The organism is Hymenobacter glaciei, assembly GCF_039539585.1.
Taxonomy (GTDB): Bacteria; Bacteroidota; Bacteroidia; order Cytophagales; family Hymenobacteraceae; genus Hymenobacter; species Hymenobacter glaciei.
This window is the reverse complement of the sequence record NZ_BAABDK010000005.1, coordinates 42712-62601: the sequence shown is the minus strand read 5'-3', so window position 1 is coordinate 62601 and position 19890 is coordinate 42712. Positions and strand designations below refer to the sequence as shown.

Below are 19890 nucleotides of genomic sequence, written 5' to 3'. Positions count from 1 at the left end.
TGCTACCCGGCGGCCCGGCGTAATTTTGTGTCGTGCCCATTGCTCCCGCTCCGCCCGCCACACTGCTCATCCAGACTGCCTTCATCGGCGACGTGATTCTGATGACGGCCCTGCTCGAATACCTGCGCCAGACCGAGCCTGCTACGCCCGTCGACGTGCTGGTGCGGCGCGGCAATGAGGGGCTATTGGCCGGCCATCCGCACGTGCGCCGGGTGCTGATTTGGGATAAAAAACACCGCAAATACGCAGGGCTGTGGGATTTGCTGGGCCAGATTCGGGCTGCCAAATACGGCCGCGTAGTCACGCTCCAGCGCTTTGCCAGCACGGGCTTTCTCACTGCTTTTTCGGGGGCGCCAGCGCGTATTGGCTTCGCTAAGAACCCGCTGAGTCGGTTTTTCACCCGCTGCGTGCCGCACGTCATCGGCGATGGCACGCATGAGGTTGAACGTAATCTGGCGCTGCTGCGCAGCAATGAAGAATTAGGGATGAGGAATGAGGAATTATCATCGGCCGAATTGCCGGCTAATTCCTCATTCCTCATTCTTAATTCTTCATTAAGCGAAGCGTACCGCCCCCGCTTATACCCCACGGCGGCCGACGAAACCGCCGTGGCACCTTACGCAGCGGCCGGCCCCTATATCTGCTTGGCACCTACCTCGGTGTGGTTTACCAAGCAATACCCGGAAGAAAAGTGGCTGGAGCTGCTGGCGGCGCTGCCCGCCGGCCTGCGCGTGTACCTGCTGGGTGGCCCCCCCGACGTGGCCGCCTGCGAGCACCTGGCCGCAGCGAGTGGGCGCGAAAACGTCATCAGCATTGCCGGGAAAATCGGGCTGCTGGCCTCGGCCGCGCTGATGCGTGGAGCGGTGATGAACTATGTGAACGACTCGGCCCCCATGCACCTGTGCTCGGCGGTAGGCGCGCCCGTTACGGCGGTGTTTTGCAGCACGGTGCCCGCGTTTGGATTCGGGCCGCTGTCGCCGGTTTCGTTCGTAGTCGAAACCACGGAGCCGCTGGCGTGCAAGCCTTGTGGGCTGCATGGGCACGCCGCCTGCCCGCTGGGGCACTTTCGCTGCGCGTATAGCATTGAAGTAACTCAACTCTTGGCCACGTTGCCGGTTGTGTAACACGTAGCACGCAGCCTTTGCTGCCTAGTGCGAGCGTGGCGAGAAGGTACCTCCGGGGCCACTCGCCGGATGCTCGCTTCGCTCGCGTACGCAGCAAGGGCTGCGTGCTACGGAGCGGCGTGCTACGTGCGCGCTACTGTACCTTTGTATTACTTATGCTTGATTACAACATCCACGAATATCCTAACGGTATCCGCCTGCTGCACAAGCAGGTACTGCACACTAAAATAGCGCATTGCGGGTTTTTGCTCGATATTGGCTCGCGCGATGAGGCGCCCCACCAGCAAGGCTTGGCGCACTTCTGGGAGCACATGGCTTTCAAAGGCACTGAAAAACGCAAGAGCTTCCACATCCTCAACCGCCTCGAAACCGTGGGCGGCGAGCTGAACGCCTACACCACCAAGGAAAAAATCTGTTTCTACGCCGCGCTGCTGAGCACACACTTCGAGCGCGCGTTTGAGCTGCTAACGGACCTCACGTTCAATTCCGTGTTTTCGGGCCGCGAGCTGGAGAAGGAGCGGGGCGTGATTCTGGAGGAGATGAGCATGTACCAGGATGCGCCGGAGGATGCCATCATCGACGATTTTGACACCGTGGTGTTTGGCGACCACCCGCTGGGCGTGAACATTCTGGGCACCCGCGAGAGCGTAAGCCGCTTCCAAACGGCCGACTTCCACGCCTTTTTGCAGGAGCAGATGCGCACCGACCGGCTGGTGTTCAGTTCGGTAAGCAACCTGCCGTTTGCCGAAGTGAAACGGCTGGCCGACAAGTTTTTGGCGCCGCTGCCGGCCCGGCTGGGGCCACGCACGCGCCGGCCAGTAGGGGGCTACGAACGCAAGTCGCAGACGGAAACCCGGCCCATTCAGCAGGCCCATTGCCTGATTGGCGGCCCGGCCTACTCGCTGAACGATGCGCGCCGCATCCCGTTCTTCATGCTGAACAACATTCTGGGCGGCCCGGGCATGAACTCGCGCCTGAACCTGGCGGTGCGTGAGAAGTACGGCCTGGTGTACACCATCGACAGCACGTATTCGCCCTACACCGACACTGGCCTGTTCGGCATTTATTTTGGCACCGAAGGCAAGCAGGTGAAGCGTACGCTGGGCCTGGTGCAAAAGGAACTGAAGCTGCTGCGCGAAAAATCCCTCACCACCAACCAACTGCACGTAGCCAAGCACCAGCTGATGGGCCAGCTCGCCATGAGCGAGGAAAGCAACAGCGGCCTGATGCAGCTACTGGGCAAAAGCACCCTCGACCTGGGACGGGTAGAACCGTTGAGCGAGATTTTTGCGAAAATTGAGAAGGTTTCGGCGGCCGAATTGCAGGAAATGGCCAACGAAGTGTTGACCGAAGAGCACCTGAGCGTGCTGCAATACGTGCCGGAAGGAAAGTAATGAGCCAACCCGTTTTCGGCCATGTGGGCAGCTACCGGCCGGGCGACACGTTCCGCAACCGCATCGATTTGTCGTTGAGTGGCGTGCACCGCCCGCGCCGAACCGGGGTGTGCGGTACGCAACTGCTCGGAGCGGAGAGCATCGTGCTAGCCGGCCAGTACGAGGAAGATAACTTCGGCGAAGACGAAATTCTGTATTCCGGCAATGGTGGGCGCGACCCCAAAACTGGCCGCCAAATCACCAACCAAGTGGCCACCACGGGCATTCTGGCCCTGCTGAAAAGCGCAGAAACCGGTCGTCCGGTGCGGGTATTGCGCAAGGTACCCGCTGAAGATGGTGGGCCTGAAGTGTACCGCTACGAAGGGTTATACCGAGTGGTGGGCTCCAGTTTTGGGCCGGGGAAGTCAGGATTCAACGTGTACGTTTTTCGGCTACACCATTACCACGTTGGCTGACGCGAAAGGCAACGCTATTACAACCATGACCGACCCGCTCGACATCTACGCCGCCCAGCACACCGCGCCCGAGCCGCCGCTGCTGGCCCAGCTCACCCGCGAAACGTACCTGCAGCTCCTGATGCCGCGCATGAGCAGCGGCCACGTCCAGGGCCGTTTCCTGAGCATGCTCAGCCACCTGATGCGGCCGTTGAGAATCCTGGAAATTGGCACGTTTTGCGGGTATGCCACGCTGTGCCTGGCCGAGGGACTGGCCGGTAACGGGCTGCTGCACACCATCGAAATAGAACCAGAGCGGGAGGCCCGCATCCGGCGCTACGTGGCGGCAGCCGGAATTACGGACCAGGTGCGGCTGCACATCGGCGCGGCGCTCGATGTTTTGCCGGGCTTGGTCGATGAAGTGTGGGACCTCGTCTTTATTGACGCAGACAAGCGGAATAACGCCGCGTACTTTGAAGCGGTGGTTGACCAGGTCCGGCCCGGTGGACTGCTTATCGTCGACAACGTGCTGTGGGGCGGCAAGGTGCTGCCCGCGCACGAGCTGAAAGCCGGTGACAAGGACACGCCGCTGGTGCGCGCCTTCAACGACCAGGTGGCCCGCGACGCCCGGGTGGAGCCGGTGTTTCTGCCGCTGCGCGACGGCTTGCTGCTGCTGCGCAAAATCTAGCGGCCGGGCGGGGCAGTTAATCCTGCTCGTCCTGTTGCTGTCAGACGAGTTTTCAAGGCCTTTCCTGCTGCCATGCGACACCTGCTTACCCTGCTTTTCGTGATGCTGGCCCTACCGGCCGCCCACGCCCAGGCCCCCACCACGGTGAGCGGCCGCGTGACCGACGGCAAAGACCAGTCGGCCCTGATTGGAGCCAACGTGCTGCTGATTCGATTGCCCGACTCGGTGAAAACTGGCGCCGCGGCTGATGCCGACGGCCGGTTTCAGTTTGATAATGTAGCTGCCGGGCGCTACGTGCTCGATGCCTCCTTCGTGGGTTACCAGGCGGTGCGCCAGTCGGTGACGGTTGCCGGCACGCCGGTGCAGCTGGGCACGCTGGCCCTGCCGGCCGGCGGCGTGCAGCTGAAGGGCGTGGTGGTGACGGGCGCGGCGGCTCAATCGGTGCAGAAAGGCGACACCACTCAGTTCAACGCCAAAGCCTTCAAAACCAACCCCGACGCCACCACCGGCGACCTCATCGACAAACTGCCCGGCGTGAGCCGCGGGGCCGACGGCAAGGTGCAGGCCCAGGGCGAAAACGTGCAGCAGGTGCTCGTGGACGGCAAGCCTTTTTTTGGCAGCGACCCCGACGCGGTGCTGAAAAACCTGCCCGCCGAGATGGTGGACAAGATTGAGGTGTTCGACCAGCGCAGCGAGCAGAGCCGCTTTTCGGGCTTTGATGACGGGAACACGACTAAGACCATCAACATCGTGACCAAGGTAGAATTCCGCAACGGCACGTTCGGCCGGGTGGTGGCCGGCGCGGGACCTGAACGCTACAAGGTGAGCGGCAACGTGAACAAGTTCAAGGGCGACGAGCGGATGTCGGTGCTGGCGCAGAGCAACAACGTGAACGAGCAGAACTTCGGCACTGAGGACCTGCTGGGCGTGGTGGGCAACTCCAACCAGGGCGGCGGCGGGCGCGGTGGCCAGCGCGGCGGGGGCGGGGCGCCGCAGGGCGGCAACGGCGGCAATGCTGGCGACTTCCTGGTGAACCAGAGCGGCGGCATCACCAAAACCAATGCGGTGGGCCTGAACTACTCGAACTCCTGGAACAGGAAAACCGACCTCGCGGCCAGCTACTTCTTCAATCGGGCTGATAATACGCTGCTCAGCAACACCAACCGGCAATATGTGACGGGCACGCGCTACACCCAGGATGCCCTCAGCAACAGCGTGAACACCAACCAGCGCTTCAACCTGCGGCTGGAGCACAAGCTGGACTCGGCCAACTCCATTCTATTCCGCCCGCGCTTCAGCTACCAGCAGAACGATGCTACGAGCCGGCTCGATGGACGCACGTTTGCGGGCGATGCGCCGGCGAGCAACATCACGAGCAACTACGCGTCGAGCAACCAAGGGCTGAACACCGGCGGCGACCTGCTGCTGCGTCACCGCTTCGCCAAAGCCGGCCGCACGGCCAGCCTTACCGTTGGTGGCAGCTACAGCCAGCGCACCAGCAACGCCACGCTGCTGACTGTGAACGACGCCTCGCCCCGCAGCAACCTCAACCAGGCCAACAACCTCACCCAGCACGGTGGCAGCATCAACACCAACCTGTCGCTGACCGAAGCGCTGAGCAAAACCGACGTGCTGCAAGGGAATTACGCCATCAACTACGCGCCGAATACCTCCAGCAAGTACACCTACGACGTGCTCACCGGCGACACCCGCCAGCTGAACGAGGGCCTGAGCAACGTGTTTCAGAACTATTACCTCACGCAGTCGGGCGGGCTCACCTACCGGCACATCACGCGCACCTACCAGGCCAGCTTCGGGCTGGCTGGGCAGTACTCGGAGCTGTACAGCGACGCGCAGTACCCGCGTCCCAGCATCGGGCGCTACAGTTTCGTGAACGTGCTGCCCAACGCCACGTTCAACTACCGCTTCACGCGTCAAAAAAACCTGCGCCTGATGTACCGCACCAATACCAACCCGCCCAGCGTGAGCCAGCTGCAGGCCGTGGTGAACAACGCGAACCCGCTGCAGCTCACCATTGGCAACCCGGCGCTGCGCCAGGAATACCAGCATTCGCTCAACATCCGCTATTCGGCCTCCAGCCCCGAGGTGGCGAGCAATTTCTTCGCGCTGCTGTCGGGCGCATTCACCCAGAACCCGATTTCGAACCGCACCATTGTGGCGGCCCGCGACACGATTGTGACGCCTGAAGGTGCGCCCAGCGTGCGCCTGCCCGCCGGTGGCCAGCTGGTGCAGCCCACCAACCTCAGCCAGCAGTACACGGTGCGCTCGCTACTGAGCTACGGCCGGCCCATCAAGGCCATCAAAACCAACGTGAACTTCAGCGCCAACGCCGGCTTCACCCAAACCCCCGGCCTGGTGAACGGCGGCCTGAACTACGCCCGCGTGCCCACGTTCGGGGCCGGCCTCACGCTAAGCTCCAACATCAGCTCGCAGCTCGATTTCACGGCCTCGACCACGTCGAACCAGAACTACGTGTACAACTCCCTGCAAACGCGGCTGAACTCCAACTACTTTTCGCAGGTGACGCGCTTCCGGCTGAACTGGATTGTAGGCCCGGGCATCAACCTGGCTACCGACCTTGTGCACCAGGCTTACTCGGGCCTGGCGGCGGGCTACAACCAGCAGTACCTGCTTTGGAACGCCAGCATCGGCAAGAAACTCTTCCCGGGCCAGCGCGGCGAAATCCGGCTCTATGCTTTCGACATCCTGGGCCAGAACCGCTCCATCCAACGCAACGTGACCGACGCCTACTACGAGGACGTGCAAACCACGATTCTGCAGCGCTACCTCATGCTGATGTTCACCTACAACATTCGCAGCGGCAACGTGGTGGCCCCCGAAGCGGGCGAAGGCGGCGGGCGCGAAGGCCGCGGTTTTGGCCGGCCCGGCAGTGGCGGTCGTCGGCCCGATGGTGGGAGCGGCCGACCCGATGGGGGAGGTGGAGGGCAGCCATAATGCTAAAAGCAAGGCGGAGAATCTGTGAAACTTATTCTCTCCTTTTGCCCGAATATGTTTCACGGCTTGAAACATATTCCCTACTTATACCTAAATATGTTTCATGGCTCCCGCCTGACTAGCCCTCTGGCCAAGGGAATGCGCACATTCGCCCAGAAATCAGGTTCTTTGTAGCTTCCGGGTTGGAAGCCGCCGCGTTGGTGGTTCCGCCCGTGCGTTGCTCATGCGAAATCCCGTTGCCTTTTTGCTGTTGATGGTGGCCCTGGCCGGCCCGGCGGCCGCCCAGAATACTGCCCCGGCCCAATCGGCTGGCGCCGTGCCCGCCGCTTTCGACGTGGCCGGCCTGCACCTCGTGCTCACCGACGAAGCCCGGCGCCTGGTACAGCAAAAGGCCGACGGCCTGCGCCGGCACCAGCCCTCGTTCCAGGCCCGGGTTGACTTAGCGGATGCTTCTTTCCCCATCATCGACCGCATTTTGCAGGAAGAAGGCGTGCCGCTTGATTTCCGCTACCTGGCTTTGCAGGAAAGTGCCCTGCAAGGCGATGCCCGCAGCATTCACGAAGCCGTGGGCTACTGGCAGCTGAAGCAGGAAACCGCAACCGGCCTGGGCCTGGCGGTGAACGCCGCCGTGGACGAACGCCAGCACCTGGCCACCAGTACCCGCGCCGCGGCCCGCTACCTGCAGCGCAACAACGCCGTGCTCCACAACTGGCTGAACGCCCTGCTGAGCTACAACCTCGGCGCCGCCGGCGTGCGGCCCTACACGTTGCCCACCGACACCGATGCCACCCAGGTCACCATCACGGAGGCCACGTCGCCCTACATACTCATGTTTCTGGCCCAGAAGCTGGCGTTTGAGCCCTACTGCGGCCAGAACCCCCAGCCAGCGCTGCGGCTCCAGGAGTTTCCGGCCGTGGCGGGGCAGTCGCTGTACGCCCAAGCGCTGCTGCTGCACGTTGACTCGGCCGCGCTGGCGGCGCACAACCACTGGCTGCTGGCCCCCACCGTGCCCGCCGATAAGCCCTACACGTTGATTGTGCCAGTGGGCGACATCACGCAGGCCGCCGGTATGGTGGCCAACCAGCGCCTGCAAAGCCAGGGCGAGCTGCTGAACCTGCCCGCAGTAGCGGCCAACTCGGCCGAAGTGCGCATCAACAACCTGCGCGCCCTGGTGGCCCTGCCCGGCGAAACCACCCAGGACCTGGCCCGCCGCGCCAACCAGCGCCTCGGTGAATTCCTGAAACACAACGAAATCACGGGGTTTGATGCTGCCATTGCCGGCCGGCCTTACTTCCTCGAAGCCAAGCGCGACGTGGGCGCTGTGGAATACCACGTGCTGCAACCCGGCGAAACCGTGTTCGACGTGGCTCAGAAATACGGCATGCGCCAGAAGGCCGTCTACAGCAAAAACCGCCTCGCCCGCAACGACGAGCTGCGCCCGGGCCGCCTGTTATGGCTGCAGCACGTGCGGCCCCGCGAAGTAGCCCCCGAATACCGCGCCCTCACCGAAAGCGCCAACCTCGAACGCCCATCAGCCACCACTACCAGAGTTGACGAGCTGGTGGACCAGGCCAACGAAGCCGTAGCCCTGCCGCGCGGTTCGGCTACCGAAAGTGGCCGTACGAAGATTAAAGTGAAAGTAAAAAACGCCGACGGCAGCGAATCCAAGCGCGTGATAACTAAGGCAGCGGGTGAAAACGCCATGCCAACGCGAGCCGTGCCGCCCGCCACCGAACCCGCCGATGGTTGGGGCGAAGTACTGGCCACGGCCCAAGCCACCGCGGCCCCGCCCTCGGTGCCCGCGCCGCGTCGTGCAGCCGCCCCTGCGCCATCGACTACTCCAGCCACCGCCCCGGTTGCGCCCGCGGCGCCCGATGCCGAAGAACCGGCTGCTCCTGAAACGCCCGCGGCGGTAGTTGCGCCCGCCGCTGCTACGCCAGGCTCGCGTCCGGTTGCGGCGGCTGAGCGGCCGCAGCTGCCCCCACCGGCCCCCGCGCCAGCCCCCGCGCCGCTGGCCGATGAGCAGCTGGCGACCGAAGCCAATAAGTTGTCGGAGCTGTCGTCCCCACCGCCGGTGCCAGTTCCGCGCCCGGTTGCCACGCCGCGCCCGGCGGCCGTGGAGACGCCGGCAGCTGTCCCGGCCGAAGTGCCCGCCGCCCGCCCGGCCGCAACTGCTGCTGCCGTGGCTACTCCCGCGCCGCGCCCACTGGAAACACCTGCCGCCCGGCCCGCAGAAGCTCCACCCACCGAGCGGCCAGTGGCATCCGCTCGCCAACCGGTAGTGGAAAAACCCTCGGCCGGCCCGCCGGCGATGGTGTACCGGCCGGCTCCGGCCGCCGCACCGGCTGCCTCAACGGTGGTGACCGCGCCGCTGCCGGCGCTTCCCGCGCCCGCCGAAGCCTTTCACCGCGTCGAGCCCGGCGAAACGGTGTTTGCCGTGAGCCGCCGCTTCCATGTACCACCCGCTACGCTCATTGCCATCAACCAAATGGAGGCTCCCTACAAGCTGGTAGCCGGACAGATGCTGCTGCTCAAGCCGGCCGGGGAAGTAGGCGCAGCGCTCAAGCCCCGGCCTGCGCCTCGGCCAACGCCTACGCCCGCCCGCGACCCGGCCGACCTCCGGCCACCCACCCACACCGTGGAGCCCGGCGAAACGCTTTACAGCATTTCGGTGCTCTACCACACGAAAGTGGCCGACCTGCAAGCCCTCAACGGACGGGCAGCGGCCGACACAGGGGTGAAAATCGGGGAGGTGCTGCAGCTGCCGGGCGGCAGCAAGTAGGCGTCGCTGCCTTGGCCGCGCGGTTTGAAAACGCAGCACTCAGGGAATCAGGCAGACGGGAAAAATGCTTTGGCAAAGCCCTCCGGCCGGGGGTATCTTTGATAATGAGGAATGAGGAATGAAGAATTAGGAATTGGTCATTAACCCATCTCTAATCTTTCATTCCTCATTCTTCATTCTTCATCAAGCCCAGCGTCCAATGCCCGTTTTCTCGCACCTTCACTCGCACACGCAATACTCGCTGCTCGACGGCCAGGCCAGCATTGGCGCCCTGATGAAGAAGGCCCAGAAGGACGGCATGCCCGCCGTGGCCCTCACCGACCACGGCAACATGTTCGGGGCGTTCAACTTCGTGGCCGAGGCCAACAAGTACAACGTGAAGCCCATTGTGGGCTGCGAGTTTTACCTGGTGGAAGACCGCCACAAAAAGGCTTTCAGCCGCGAAAAGGGCGAGCGCGACGTGCGCCACCACCAGCTGCTGCTGGCCAAAGACCAGGCTGGCTACCACAACCTGAGCAAGCTCTGCTCAATGAGCTTCATCGAAGGCGTGTATTCGAAGTTTCCGCGCATCGACCGGGAGCTTTTGGTGAAATATCACGAGGGCCTGATTGCCACCAGCTGCTGCATCGGCGCTGAGATTCCGCAAACCATTCTCTTCAAAAGCGAAGCCGAGGCCGAGGAAAAGTTGAAGTGGTGGCTCGACTTGTTCGGCGAGGACTACTACATCGAAATCCAGCGCCACGGGCTGATGAATTTCGACGGCACCGGCAAAAGCCAGGAAGACGTGAACCAAGTGCTGCTGGGCTTTGCGAGGAAATACAACGTGAAGGTCATCTGCACCAACGACTCGCACTACGTCGACCAGACCGACTACGCTGCCCACGACCTGCTGCTGTGCGTGAACACTGGCGAGGAGCACAGCATCCCCGTCGGCGACATGCGCACCAACTACTACACCCTAATGACCAGCGGGGGCGAGGTGAAGTACGACCTGCTCGACAACCTGCGCCGCGACCACGGCCGCGACGAGCGCGCCCAGAAGCAGCTGCGCCGCATCGACGAGGAGCTGCAGAAGCCCAAGCCGCACACCCGCTTCGGCTTCGCCAACGACCAGTTCTTCTTTAAAACGCAGGCCCAGATGAACGAGCTGTTCATCGACGTGCCCGAGAGCGTGGACAATACCAATGAGATTGTCGACAAAATCACGCCTCCGAAGCTGGCGCGCGACATCCTGTTGCCCAACTTCCCCATCCCCGCGCCCTTCGCCAACGCCGACGAATTCCTGCGCGAGCTGACCTACGTGGGGGCCTTCGGCCCGAGCGCCGGCAACGGCACCGTGACGATGACCAAGCCGCCGCGCTATTCCGAGCGCACGCCCGAAGTGGAAGAACGGCTTGATTATGAGCTGCGCATCATCCAAACGATGGGCTTTGCGGGCTACTTCCTCATCACCCAGGACTTCATTAACCACGGCCGCAACATTGGCGTGGCCGTGGGACCGGGCCGAGGTTCGGCCGCCGGCTCGGCGGTGGCCTACTGCGTGGGCATTACCAACATCGACCCGATTAAGTATTCGCTGCTGTTCGAGCGTTTCCTGAACCCCGAGCGCGTGTCGATGCCCGACATCGACATTGACTTTGACGACGTGAACCGTCAGAAAGTCATCGACTACGTGGTGAATAAGTACGGCAAAACGCAGGTGGCCCAGATTATCACCTTCGGCACCATGGCCGCCAAGTCGTCTATTAAAGATGTGGCCCGGGCCATGGAGCTGCCCCTGCCGCAGACCAACGACCTCACCAAGATGGTGCCCGAAAAGCCGGGTACGACCCTGGCCGGGGCCTTCGCCGAGAATCAGGAGTTGGAGTACATCCTGCGCGACACTTCGCCGGACAACCTCAAGGGCCAGATTCTGCGCCTCGCCGTGCAACTCGAAGGCTCGGTGCGCAACACCGGTATTCACGCGGCCGGCGTGATTATCGCCCCGGACGACATCACTAAGTATATTCCCGTTTCGACTTCCAAGGACTCGGACCTGCTCATCACGCAGTTCGACGGCAAGGTGATTGAGTCGGCGGGCATGCTGAAAATGGACTTTCTGGGCCTGAAAACCCTGACCGTCATCGTGGACGCCATGCGCCTGATTGAGCGTAACCACGGCGTGAAAATCGACATCGACGAGATTCCGCTCGACGACGAAAAGACCTACGCCCTCTACCAGCGCGGCGATACCATCGGCACGTTCCAGTTCGAGTCGGAAGGCATGCGGCAGTACCTCAAGGACCTGAAACCGACCAACATCGAGGACCTGATTGCCATGAACGCCCTGTACCGCCCGGGCCCGATGCAGTTCATCCCGAACTTCATCAACCGCAAGCACGGCCGCGAGGAAGTAGTATACCCACACGAGCTGCTGAAACCCATTCTGGAGTACAGCCAGGGCATCATGGTTTACCAGGAGCAGATTATGCAGACGGCCCAGATTCTGGCCGGCTACTCGCTCGGTGGGGCCGACTTGCTGCGTCGGGCAATGGGCAAGAAGGACATGAAAAAGATGGCCCTGGAGCGCGAGAAGTTCATCGAAGGGGCGAAAAACCTGCACGGCATTCTGGCCAAAAAGGCCAACGACGTGTTCGACGTGATGGAGAAATTCGCGGAGTACGGCTTCAACCGCTCGCACTCGGCGGCCTACTCAGTAGTGGCGTATCAGACGGGTTACTTGAAGGCGAACTACCCGGCCGAGTACATGGCCGCCGTGCTCACCAACAACATGGGCGACATCAAGAAGGTAACCTTCTTCATCGAGGAAGCCCGTAAGCAGGGCGTGCCCGTGCTGGGGCCGGATGTGAACGAGAGCCTCCTGAAATTCAACGTGAACCAGGAAGGCGCCATTCGTTTCGGCATGGGTGCCGTGAAGGGCGCGGGCGAGCTAGCCGTGGAAAGCATGGTGCAGGAGCGCGAGAAAACCGGCCCATACTCCGACATTTTCGACTTTGCCAAGCGCGTGAACCTGCGCACCGTGAACAAGAAAACTTTCGAAAGCTTGGCTCAGGCCGGCGCCTTCGATGGCTTCGACAAGCACCGCCGCCTGTATCTGGACGCACCGGCCGGCGACCAGAACCTGATTGAAAAGGCCATGCGCGTGGGCCAGCAGCACGCCGCCGCCAAAGAATCGGCCCAGCACAGCTTGTTTGGCGCGGGAGCCTTTGGGGCGGTGTCCGCGCCCATGCCCAAAATCCACGAGATGGAGCCCTGGAGTAAAACCGAGCAGCTGCGCCGCGAAAAGGAAGTGGTGGGCTTCTACCTCTCGGGCCACCCGCTCGACGCCTACAAGCTGGAGCTGGATGCCTACTGCACCTGCGGCCTGGAGAAAGTCGACGAAATCAAGAACAAGGAAATTGCGGTGGCGGGCCTGATTAACAACGTATTATTCAAGACCACCAAAACCGGCCAGCCCTTCTGCACCTTCACGCTGGAGGACTACGAGACGAGCATCAACCCGGCCCTGTTCCGCGACGACTACACCAAGTTTGCGCCCCTCATCAACCCGCGCAACTACCCCAACGAGCAGGTGCCGCCCATGTACGTGAAGCTAAAGCAGGAGCTGCGTCGCCACACCCAGGACCAGTGGGACCTGCGCATCCTCACGATGGAGCCGCTGGCCGACGTGGCCGAAAAGCGTAGCAAAGGCGTCCGCGTGCGGCTCGACCTGCGCACCGTGACCGCGCCCATGCTCGACCGGCTGGAGGAAGCTATTGAGCACGCCCCCGGGAGTAAGCGTCTCGAAATTCAGTTCGTAGAGCCGCACGAACACTTGGCGGTGGACATGTTCTCGCGCCGCTTTCAGATTGAGCCCAAAACCTTCATCGAGAAAATGAAGGAACTGGATATGGAAGTGTGCACGCTGATTTAAATGGCAGTAAATCACATACCCCTCGGAGGGGCCGGCATGCCGGGCATAGCGTTCAGATAGGGAATGGGCCCCTTCGTCTGGCAAGGATGACTCTACTGAACTTTCCGCCCGCCGCCCTGTTTTACCATCCAATCTGCTACCTTGCGACCCCGATGGCCGTATACGCCAGACTAATTCCTAACCCCAACCCAAATCGAAATGGGACACAAAGCAATTGAAATAACCGACGCCAACTTTGACGAAATCATCAGCGGCGATAAGCCTGTACTGGTCGATTTCTGGGCCGAATGGTGCGGCCCCTGCCGCATGGTAGGCCCTGTGGTGGAAGAACTGGCCGGCGAATACGAAGGCAAAGTCATCGTGGGCAAAGTTGACGTGGATGCCAACCCCCAGACCTCGATGAAGTTTGGTATCCGTAGCATTCCAACGCTGCTGGTCTTTAAAAATGGTCAAATCGTTGACAAACAAGTAGGTGCTGTGCCCAAGCACGTGCTCGCTCAGAAACTTGAAGCGCAGGTAACGGCCTAGCCGTTGCTGCCAATGCATAGAAAAAGCCCCTTGCCGGTTCCGGCAAGGGGCTTTTTCTATAAACAACCCACCAAAAAAAGTTAGCCGAACAGGTGCGTGGTGCGCCGGCGACGGGCTTTAGCTTCCAGCTTGGCTTTGGTTTTGAGGTGTTTCTGGTGGATGTGCAGTTGGCGGTCGCGCTTGGCCGGTGAGGTAATGGCTTTGCTGTCTTCGAGGCCCAGCAGCACCAGCATGCTGTGGTTCAGGCCCGCTTTGAACTTGTAGAAGCGGTAGGCCGAAGACTTCTTGACGGCTTTGGCGGCCTTTGCAGCTTTGGCGGCGGCGGCAACTTTTTCGCGGGCAGTGGCTTTGCGGGCGGTTTCGGTGGGGTCGTCGGTGCCGGGAGTGGTGGCACGGGCGCTGGGGGCAACCAGCGCGAGGCTGGCGGCGGCAAACAGAACGTAGAGAGCTTTCATAACTCGCAAGAGAAGAATAGTGAGGGATTCAGCAATGCGGGAAAGCCAAGTGGGTGAACAAAACCTTTCCGTTTTTTTCGGTACTAAAGTAATAACTATTTCTACTATATCAAAAAATAGATAAAAAAATCTCCGCATCTTGGTAGATGCGGAGATGACAATTTTGTTCTTTATTGGGCTATACACTGCTGCTTATTAATGGCGTACCTGAGCGTCGTGCTTCTGACGGTAGATGGCGCGGCTGGTCTGGTGCTCGTCCTTGCGGATGTCCTGCCGCTCGTCGCGCGTCACCACGCCGTCGGCCTTAGCAGCAGCTTTATCCTGGCGGATGTCGGCTTCGCGGCTTTTGAGGCGTGTGGCCTCGGCGCGGGTAAGCGCGCCAGATTTCACGCCTTGGCGAATGCGGGTTTGCTGGTTGTGCTGGCGGGCTGCGATGACCGGAGTGGCCGTCTGGGCCGAGGCCGAATAGGATGCACCGAGCAAGGCCAGGGCAGTGAGGGCGGAAAACAAAGTCTTTTTCATGGGAGGAAAGGGGGAAGTGAAATGGATGATGCCGGTTGGAGGGCGCTGGGCTGCGGTGGTTTAATCACCTGCCAGAATGCCCGCTCTACCGTCGAGGCTTGCGCTGCAAAAAATAGCTACATTGCTATCCAACCGCAGCGCTCGAAGCGGCGTACACGGCCACATTCACTCACCCCCATCACCCTTTTTCCTTATGAAGCGCATCCTCGGATTTCTCGTTTCCCTCAGCCTGCTCGGCGGGGCCGCCCAGGCTCAGACCACGGCCCCGGTCCAGACCCCGGCCCCGGCCGGCACGATGAGCACCAGCTCATCGAAAACAACCAAAATGACCACCACGGCCCAGACGCCGGCCACGCGCACGACCACCAAGTCGAGCACGATGACCAACCCGGCCGGCATGAGCAAATCGAGCACCACGACCAAGGGCGCGGGCACGATGACCAAATCGAGCACCATGACGACGCCTTCGGGCAACACCAAAACCTCGTCCTCGTCGACTTCGACCAGCACCAAGATGAAGGCCGACGGCACGCGTGACATGCGCTACAAGGAGAACAAAATGACCAAAACCACCACCGGCCCGGTGAAAGCCGATGGCACGCCCGACATGCGTTACAAAAACAACAAAACGTCGGTAAAAACCACCAAGACTAAAATGTAGTTTGCGGCAACAACTTGCCATAAAAGCCCTTGCTTCATTCGGAGCAAGGGCTTTTTGCTGCCTGCCGCCATCGGTTGCCTAACTTGCGGCACCCAACCCAACCAAGCTTTTGCCCATGCGCTACGCTCCCCTTGCTCCCGAGCTTTTTGTAGAAAACCGCCGCCGCTTCCGCGAGCTGCTGCCGCCGGCTTCGCTGGCCATTTTCCAGGCCAACGACGTGATGCCGACCAATGCCGACGGCACCTTGGCCTTTCGGCAGAACAACGACCTGTTCTACCTGAGCGGGGTGGACCAGGAGGAAAGCATCCTCGTGATTTTTCCGGATGCGCGCCTGCCTCAGCACCGCGAAATCCTGTTTTTGAAGGAAACCTCGGAGCATATTCTCATCTGGGAAGGCTACAAGCTGACCAAGGACGAAGCCCGCCAAAACTCCGGCATTCCGACCATTATGTGGCTCGAAAGCTTCAACACCGTGTTGCCCGCGCTGATGAACGAGGCCGAAAACGTGTACCTGAACTCGAACGAGCACATTCGGGCCGTGGTGGAAGTAGAAACGCGCGACGCCCGCTTCATTAAAAAGCTGCAGGCCCAATACCCGCTGCACACCTACCGCCGCGCTGCCCGCCTGTTGCACCAGCTGCGCGCCATCAAGAGCGCCGAAGAAATCCGGGTGATGCGCCAGGCCTGTGACATCACGGGTAAGGCCTTTCGGCGGGTGCTGGGCTTTGTGAAGCCGGGCGTGTGGGAGTTCGAGATTGAGGCCGAAATCGTGCACGAGTTCATGCGCAACCGCAGCCGCGGGCCGGCTTATGGCAGCATTGTGGCCAGCGGCAAAAACGCCAATGTACTGCACTACACCACCAACGACAACCAGTGCCAGGACGGCGACGTGATTCTGCTCGATTTTGGCGCCGAGTACGCCAACTACGCGGCCGACCTCTCGCGCTCAATTCCGGTGAATGGCAAATTCACGCCGCGCCAGCGGCAGGTGTACGACGCGGTACTGGCCGTGATGGACTTCGCCAAAACCCGCCTTGTGCCGGGTACCGAAATTGAGGAATATCACCGCCAGGTAGGCGAGGCGATGGAGCAGCAGCTCATCAAACTCGACCTGCTGAATGCTGCCGATGTGAAAAACCAGGACCCCGCCGCGCCGCTTTACAAGAAGTATTTCATGCACGGCACCAGCCACTACCTGGGGCTCGATGTGCACGACGTGGGCTACAAGTACCGCACCTTCGAGGCCGGCATGGTGTACACCGTGGAGCCGGGTATTTACATTCCCGAAGAGGGGCTGGGCATCCGTCTAGAAAATGACATTCTGCTCACGGCCACAGGAAACGAGGATTTGATGGCAGATATTCCACTCAAAGCCGACGATATAGAAGCGCTGATGGCCAAGTAGCACGCAGCCTTTGCTGCGTTGCTGAGCGAACAAGGCAGAAAATACGTAGCCCGTAGCTTTTGCTACGGCCCTGAGCTTCCGCTTGAGCGGCCTGGGCCGTAGCAAAAGCTACGGGCTACGTTTTCTTATGACGCAGCAAAGGCTGCGTCCTACTTGCTGGTGGCCTGTACGAGTTGCGGCAAGTACTTGGCCAGGGCCTGCACCTGGCCGCGGGTAAAGCTACCATCCACGGCCACGAGCACAAACGAGTCGGCCGCGTCGGGCAGCTTGCCAAGAGCGGCAAATTCGGATACTTTGTCGCCGGATGCGCGCACCGACACTTGGTAATCGCTGCCGCCCGCGCCGCCCACCGAGAGGGGCTCGTACTTGTTTCCCTTGAGGATGCCCTCGGCTTCCTGACGCAGGCCTTGGTTGGCCAGCTCGCGGGCGGTGGCGGTGGTAGGCGCGAAGCTGATGACCTTGGCCGACCGGATGCTGGTAATGGCGTTGGTGAGGTCGGAGCCGCCGAGCAGCTTGGCGGCCTTCACCAACGCCAGGCGCTGGAGCAGGTCGGCTGACCATTCGGTGGTTTTGAAGCCTTCGCGGCCATCGTATTTGGAAAAGAACGAGGCCACGGTACGGGCTGGGGTGCCCGGGCCGCCGGCGCGGCAACCTACCAACAGTAAAAGCAGGAACAGAACGGGGAAGCGGAATTTGGTCATCATGCGGCAAAAGTGCAGCCCGGGCCGGGAAAAGCAGCGCCGGAAGTTCGGCGCTGGCCCATGGGTGGTACGGTGCCGCGCCTCCGCTAGTTGGCTGTTAGGCCGCTTTGGGGCTTACTGAAATACCACTGTGTTCATAAAAAACACTTCCCGGTCGGGGCCGCGGCTCACGCGCACGTGCTGGTAGCCCAGGGCCACGAAGCGGCCGCCGTACCAGGGCAGCAGGTCGTACTGGTCGGTATCGGTGGCGCGCTCCAGGCTCTGCTCGGCGGGGCCCGTACCGGTGCTGATGGGCACGTGCAGGTCATTGGGGGCACTTTCGCCGCGGTTTACCACTTTGTAGCGCAGCTTGTTCTCGTCGAGGTACGCCAGCACCAGGCGCCCATCGGGCAGCGACTGCAGGCGCACGGCTTCTTCGAGCTCGGTGCGGCGCAGGTTCTCCACTACAAAAATGTTGTCCCAGATGAGGTTGCCTTTGCGGTCGAAGCCGCACACAAGCGCATGGGTGGTCTGGTAGCCGTCGAAGGCCCGGTTGCTGCCATAGGGCGAGTAGCCGCCGGGCGAATACCCCGACCCCGACCCTCCATACCCATAGCCCGATGAATTGTACTGATTGCCATAGGTGCCGAAAGGGCTGCCGTAGTAGGTGCCGTAGTTACCATAGCGGTAGTGGGGCAGGTATACCTCAGCAACGAGCACGTAGCCGCCTTCGCGTTGCGGCAGCAACTCGTGCAGCAATAGGCGGTAGTGCCAGCGCATGGGCGACACCGAGCGCGCCAGTCGCCGCTCCACGCGCCGCCGCAGGCGCGCCTGCTTGGTGGGCTTCAGGTAATCAAAAAAGTGCTTGAGATGCAGGAAGTCGTAGAAGCGCAGCGGAGCCTTCGCAGCACCCACCACTCCCGGCGCCGGCCGGCTCAGGTCGGTGGCAAAAAGGCCCTGGGCATAGGTGGGGTCGCGTAGCGAGTAGGTGCCCATCAGCAGGCGGGCGGTGGTGTCTTGTGGGGGCGTTACCTGGGCCGTGATGAGGCTGCGCTCGCTCTCGGCCTGCACAAACTCGGAGCTCACCAGCTGGCCCTTGTCCGTCAGCTGCTTGAGTAGCAGGCGGCTTTTGCGGCCGTTGGTCTGGCTCAGCACGTACTCGGCGCGGCGGGTGGCGGCATCGGCCACGAAGGTGAGCTGGGTGGGCACGTTCTCGTACACCGAGGGCAGGTATTGCATCTGGCCGGTGGCCACGTCGAGCAGCAGGGCGGTTACGTGCAGCTGGTCCTGCAGCACCACGGTGGCAAACAGGCGGCCGTCGAGGGCTTTGAGCTCCACCACTTCGCGGCTGAGCTTGGTGTCGAACTGCTGGCTGCGCGTCTGGCCCAGATGGCCGTTATAAGCCGCTACGAAAAGCCGACCCGTGGTGTGGCGCGAGGCAAACAGGGCGTACACGGTGGTGCCCTCGGCGCACATTCGCACGAAGCTGAACTCGGTGGCGACTTTCAGCGGGGTTTCCTGGCGCAGGTGCAGGTCGGGGCCGTACTGCTGGAAGCTGAAATCGGTGCGGCTCGACAGCGGGTGTTCGCGGCCCACCAGCAGCACTACGGTGCTGTCGGCGGGCAGGGCCTGCACGTGCACTTCGCTGTCGCGGTCGGTCAGGGGCAACTCGGTGCGGGCCGTTTGCACGGGTGCATTGGCCGGTGGAGCCGTTTGCTGGGCTGGGGCGCGCAGTGGCAGCGCCAGGGTTCCGCAGCAGGCCAGCAGCAGGGAAAAGTAGCGGTGTTTCATACCCAAAACCGTGAAAATGAGCAACTGAATTCCATGTGTTTTTAACGCGGACGCTCGTTTAAAGATACACCGCTGCTGGTCGTTTTCGTGCCCTCCCGTGGGTTATTTTGTGCCCAGCTCCAGAATGGCGTCAAACTCCTCGGGCCGCACCGGCAGCACCGACAACCGCGACTGCCGAATAAGGGCCAGCTCGCCCAGGCGGGCGTCGGCTTTCAGCTGGGCCAGCAGCACGGGTTGGGCCAGGGGCTGCACCGGGCGCAGCGGCACGGCCACCCACGGCGAGCCGGCTTCGGCGGTGGCATCGGGGTGGGCCAGGCCGGCTACTTCGGCCACGCCCACTACGGCTTTCTCGCTCACGCTGTGGTAGTACAGCACGAGGTCGCCGGGCTGCATCAGGTTGAGGTTGTTGCGGGCCTGGTAGTTGCGCACGCCGGTCCAGGCAGTGCCGTCTTCCTGCACAAAAGTGGTCCAGGAGTAAGCTTCGGGTTCCGATTTAACGAGCCAGTGTTTCAAGAAGCTAATGGGTAAAGAAGAAAA

General features: G+C 61.8%; 15 protein-coding genes. 10 read left to right on the top strand and 5 right to left on the bottom strand.

The window, feature by feature from the left end; all coding sequences use genetic code 11:
* Positions 1-32 precede the first annotated feature (32 nt).
* From ABD837_RS03715 to trxA, 8 genes are all read left to right on the top strand, one after another.
* Positions 33-1124 carry a glycosyltransferase family 9 protein gene (locus tag ABD837_RS03715; RefSeq protein ID WP_345050427.1) on the top strand — a complete coding sequence of 364 codons (1092 nt, stop codon included), beginning with the start codon at positions 33-35 and terminating at the stop codon, positions 1122-1124.
* Positions 1125-1279: 155 nt separating this feature from the next.
* Positions 1280-2518 (top strand): M16 family metallopeptidase, encoded by a 1239-nt coding sequence (locus tag ABD837_RS03710; protein WP_345050424.1) that lies wholly within the window; start codon positions 1280-1282, stop codon positions 2516-2518.
* Positions 2518-2973 (top strand): YDG/SRA domain-containing protein, encoded by a 456-nt coding sequence (locus ABD837_RS03705; RefSeq protein ID WP_345050422.1) that lies wholly within the window; start codon positions 2518-2520, stop codon positions 2971-2973. The genes ABD837_RS03710 and ABD837_RS03705 overlap by 1 nt, the downstream gene beginning before the upstream one ends.
* On the top strand, positions 2966-3640 hold the full coding sequence (locus tag ABD837_RS03700; protein ID WP_345050420.1) for an O-methyltransferase: 675 nt from the start codon (positions 2966-2968) through the stop codon (positions 3638-3640). The genes ABD837_RS03705 and ABD837_RS03700 overlap by 8 nt, the downstream gene beginning before the upstream one ends.
* A gap of 72 nt (positions 3641-3712) precedes the next feature.
* Entirely contained in the window at positions 3713-6616 is a 2904-nt protein-coding gene (locus ABD837_RS03695; RefSeq protein ID WP_345050419.1) for an outer membrane beta-barrel protein, read from the top strand.
* Positions 6617-6839: 223 nt separating this feature from the next.
* A complete protein-coding gene (locus ABD837_RS03690) occupies positions 6840-9398 on the top strand; it encodes a LysM peptidoglycan-binding domain-containing protein (RefSeq protein WP_345050417.1) in 2559 nt (852 codons plus the stop codon).
* A gap of 199 nt (positions 9399-9597) precedes the next feature.
* A complete protein-coding gene (gene dnaE / locus ABD837_RS03685) occupies positions 9598-13311 on the top strand; it encodes a DNA polymerase III subunit alpha (protein ID WP_345050414.1) in 3714 nt (1237 codons plus the stop codon).
* A gap of 198 nt (positions 13312-13509) precedes the next feature.
* Entirely contained in the window at positions 13510-13839 is a 330-nt protein-coding gene (gene trxA, locus ABD837_RS03680) for a thioredoxin (RefSeq protein ID WP_092677057.1), read from the top strand.
* Between the two features lie 80 nt (positions 13840-13919).
* On the opposite strand, the gene ABD837_RS03675 is transcribed toward trxA, so the two are convergent.
* Positions 13920-14294 carry a hypothetical protein gene (locus ABD837_RS03675; protein WP_345050409.1) on the bottom strand — a complete coding sequence of 125 codons (375 nt, stop codon included), beginning with the start codon at positions 14292-14294 and terminating at the stop codon, positions 13920-13922.
* A gap of 195 nt (positions 14295-14489) precedes the next feature.
* Positions 14490-14816, bottom strand: a complete 327-nt coding sequence (locus tag ABD837_RS03670) for a hypothetical protein (protein ID WP_345050407.1) — start codon at positions 14814-14816, stop codon at positions 14490-14492.
* Positions 14817-15009: 193 nt separating this feature from the next.
* On the opposite strand from ABD837_RS03670, the gene ABD837_RS03665 reads away from it, so the two are divergent.
* The gene (locus tag ABD837_RS03665) at positions 15010-15477 is read left to right on the top strand and encodes a hypothetical protein (protein ID WP_345050405.1); all 468 of its coding nucleotides are present in this window, start codon (positions 15010-15012) and stop codon (positions 15475-15477) included.
* Between the two features lie 115 nt (positions 15478-15592).
* Positions 15593-16882, top strand: a complete 1290-nt coding sequence (locus tag ABD837_RS03660; protein ID WP_345050403.1) for an aminopeptidase P N-terminal domain-containing protein — start codon at positions 15593-15595, stop codon at positions 16880-16882.
* A 149-nt stretch (positions 16883-17031) separates the two neighbouring features.
* Here ABD837_RS03660 and ABD837_RS03655 read toward each other — a convergent pair whose 3' ends face one another.
* The 3 genes from ABD837_RS03655 to ABD837_RS03645 form a co-directional block, all read right to left on the bottom strand.
* Positions 17032-17586 carry a DUF4252 domain-containing protein gene (locus ABD837_RS03655; protein WP_345050401.1) on the bottom strand — a complete coding sequence of 185 codons (555 nt, stop codon included), beginning with the start codon at positions 17584-17586 and terminating at the stop codon, positions 17032-17034.
* Positions 17587-17697: 111 nt separating this feature from the next.
* A complete protein-coding gene (locus ABD837_RS03650; protein WP_345050398.1) occupies positions 17698-19353 on the bottom strand; it encodes a hypothetical protein in 1656 nt (551 codons plus the stop codon).
* A gap of 102 nt (positions 19354-19455) precedes the next feature.
* Positions 19456-19866, bottom strand: a complete 411-nt coding sequence (locus ABD837_RS03645; protein WP_345050396.1) for an EVE domain-containing protein — start codon at positions 19864-19866, stop codon at positions 19456-19458.
* Positions 19867-19890: the final 24 nt, after the last annotated feature.

Coding starts and splice junctions, on each gene's coding strand:
- ABD837_RS03710 (WP_345050424.1), top strand. CDS start 1,280: ATGCTTGATTACAACATCCACGAATATCCTAACGGTATCCGCCTGCTG.
- ABD837_RS03705 (WP_345050422.1), top strand. CDS start 2,518: ATGAGCCAACCCGTTTTCGGCCATGTGGGCAGCTACCGGCCGGGCGAC.
- ABD837_RS03695 (WP_345050419.1), top strand. CDS start 3,713: ATGCGACACCTGCTTACCCTGCTTTTCGTGATGCTGGCCCTACCGGCC.
- ABD837_RS03690 (WP_345050417.1), top strand. CDS start 6,840: ATGCGAAATCCCGTTGCCTTTTTGCTGTTGATGGTGGCCCTGGCCGGC.
- dnaE (WP_345050414.1), top strand. CDS start 9,598: ATGCCCGTTTTCTCGCACCTTCACTCGCACACGCAATACTCGCTGCTC.
- trxA (WP_092677057.1), top strand. CDS start 13,510: ATGGGACACAAAGCAATTGAAATAACCGACGCCAACTTTGACGAAATC.
- ABD837_RS03675 (WP_345050409.1), bottom strand. CDS start 14,294: ATGAAAGCTCTCTACGTTCTGTTTGCCGCCGCCAGCCTCGCGCTGGTT.
- ABD837_RS03670 (WP_345050407.1), bottom strand. CDS start 14,816: ATGAAAAAGACTTTGTTTTCCGCCCTCACTGCCCTGGCCTTGCTCGGT.
- ABD837_RS03665 (WP_345050405.1), top strand. CDS start 15,010: ATGAAGCGCATCCTCGGATTTCTCGTTTCCCTCAGCCTGCTCGGCGGG.
- ABD837_RS03660 (WP_345050403.1), top strand. CDS start 15,593: ATGCGCTACGCTCCCCTTGCTCCCGAGCTTTTTGTAGAAAACCGCCGC.
- ABD837_RS03655 (WP_345050401.1), bottom strand. CDS start 17,586: ATGATGACCAAATTCCGCTTCCCCGTTCTGTTCCTGCTTTTACTGTTG.
- ABD837_RS03650 (WP_345050398.1), bottom strand. CDS start 19,353: ATGAAACACCGCTACTTTTCCCTGCTGCTGGCCTGCTGCGGAACCCTG.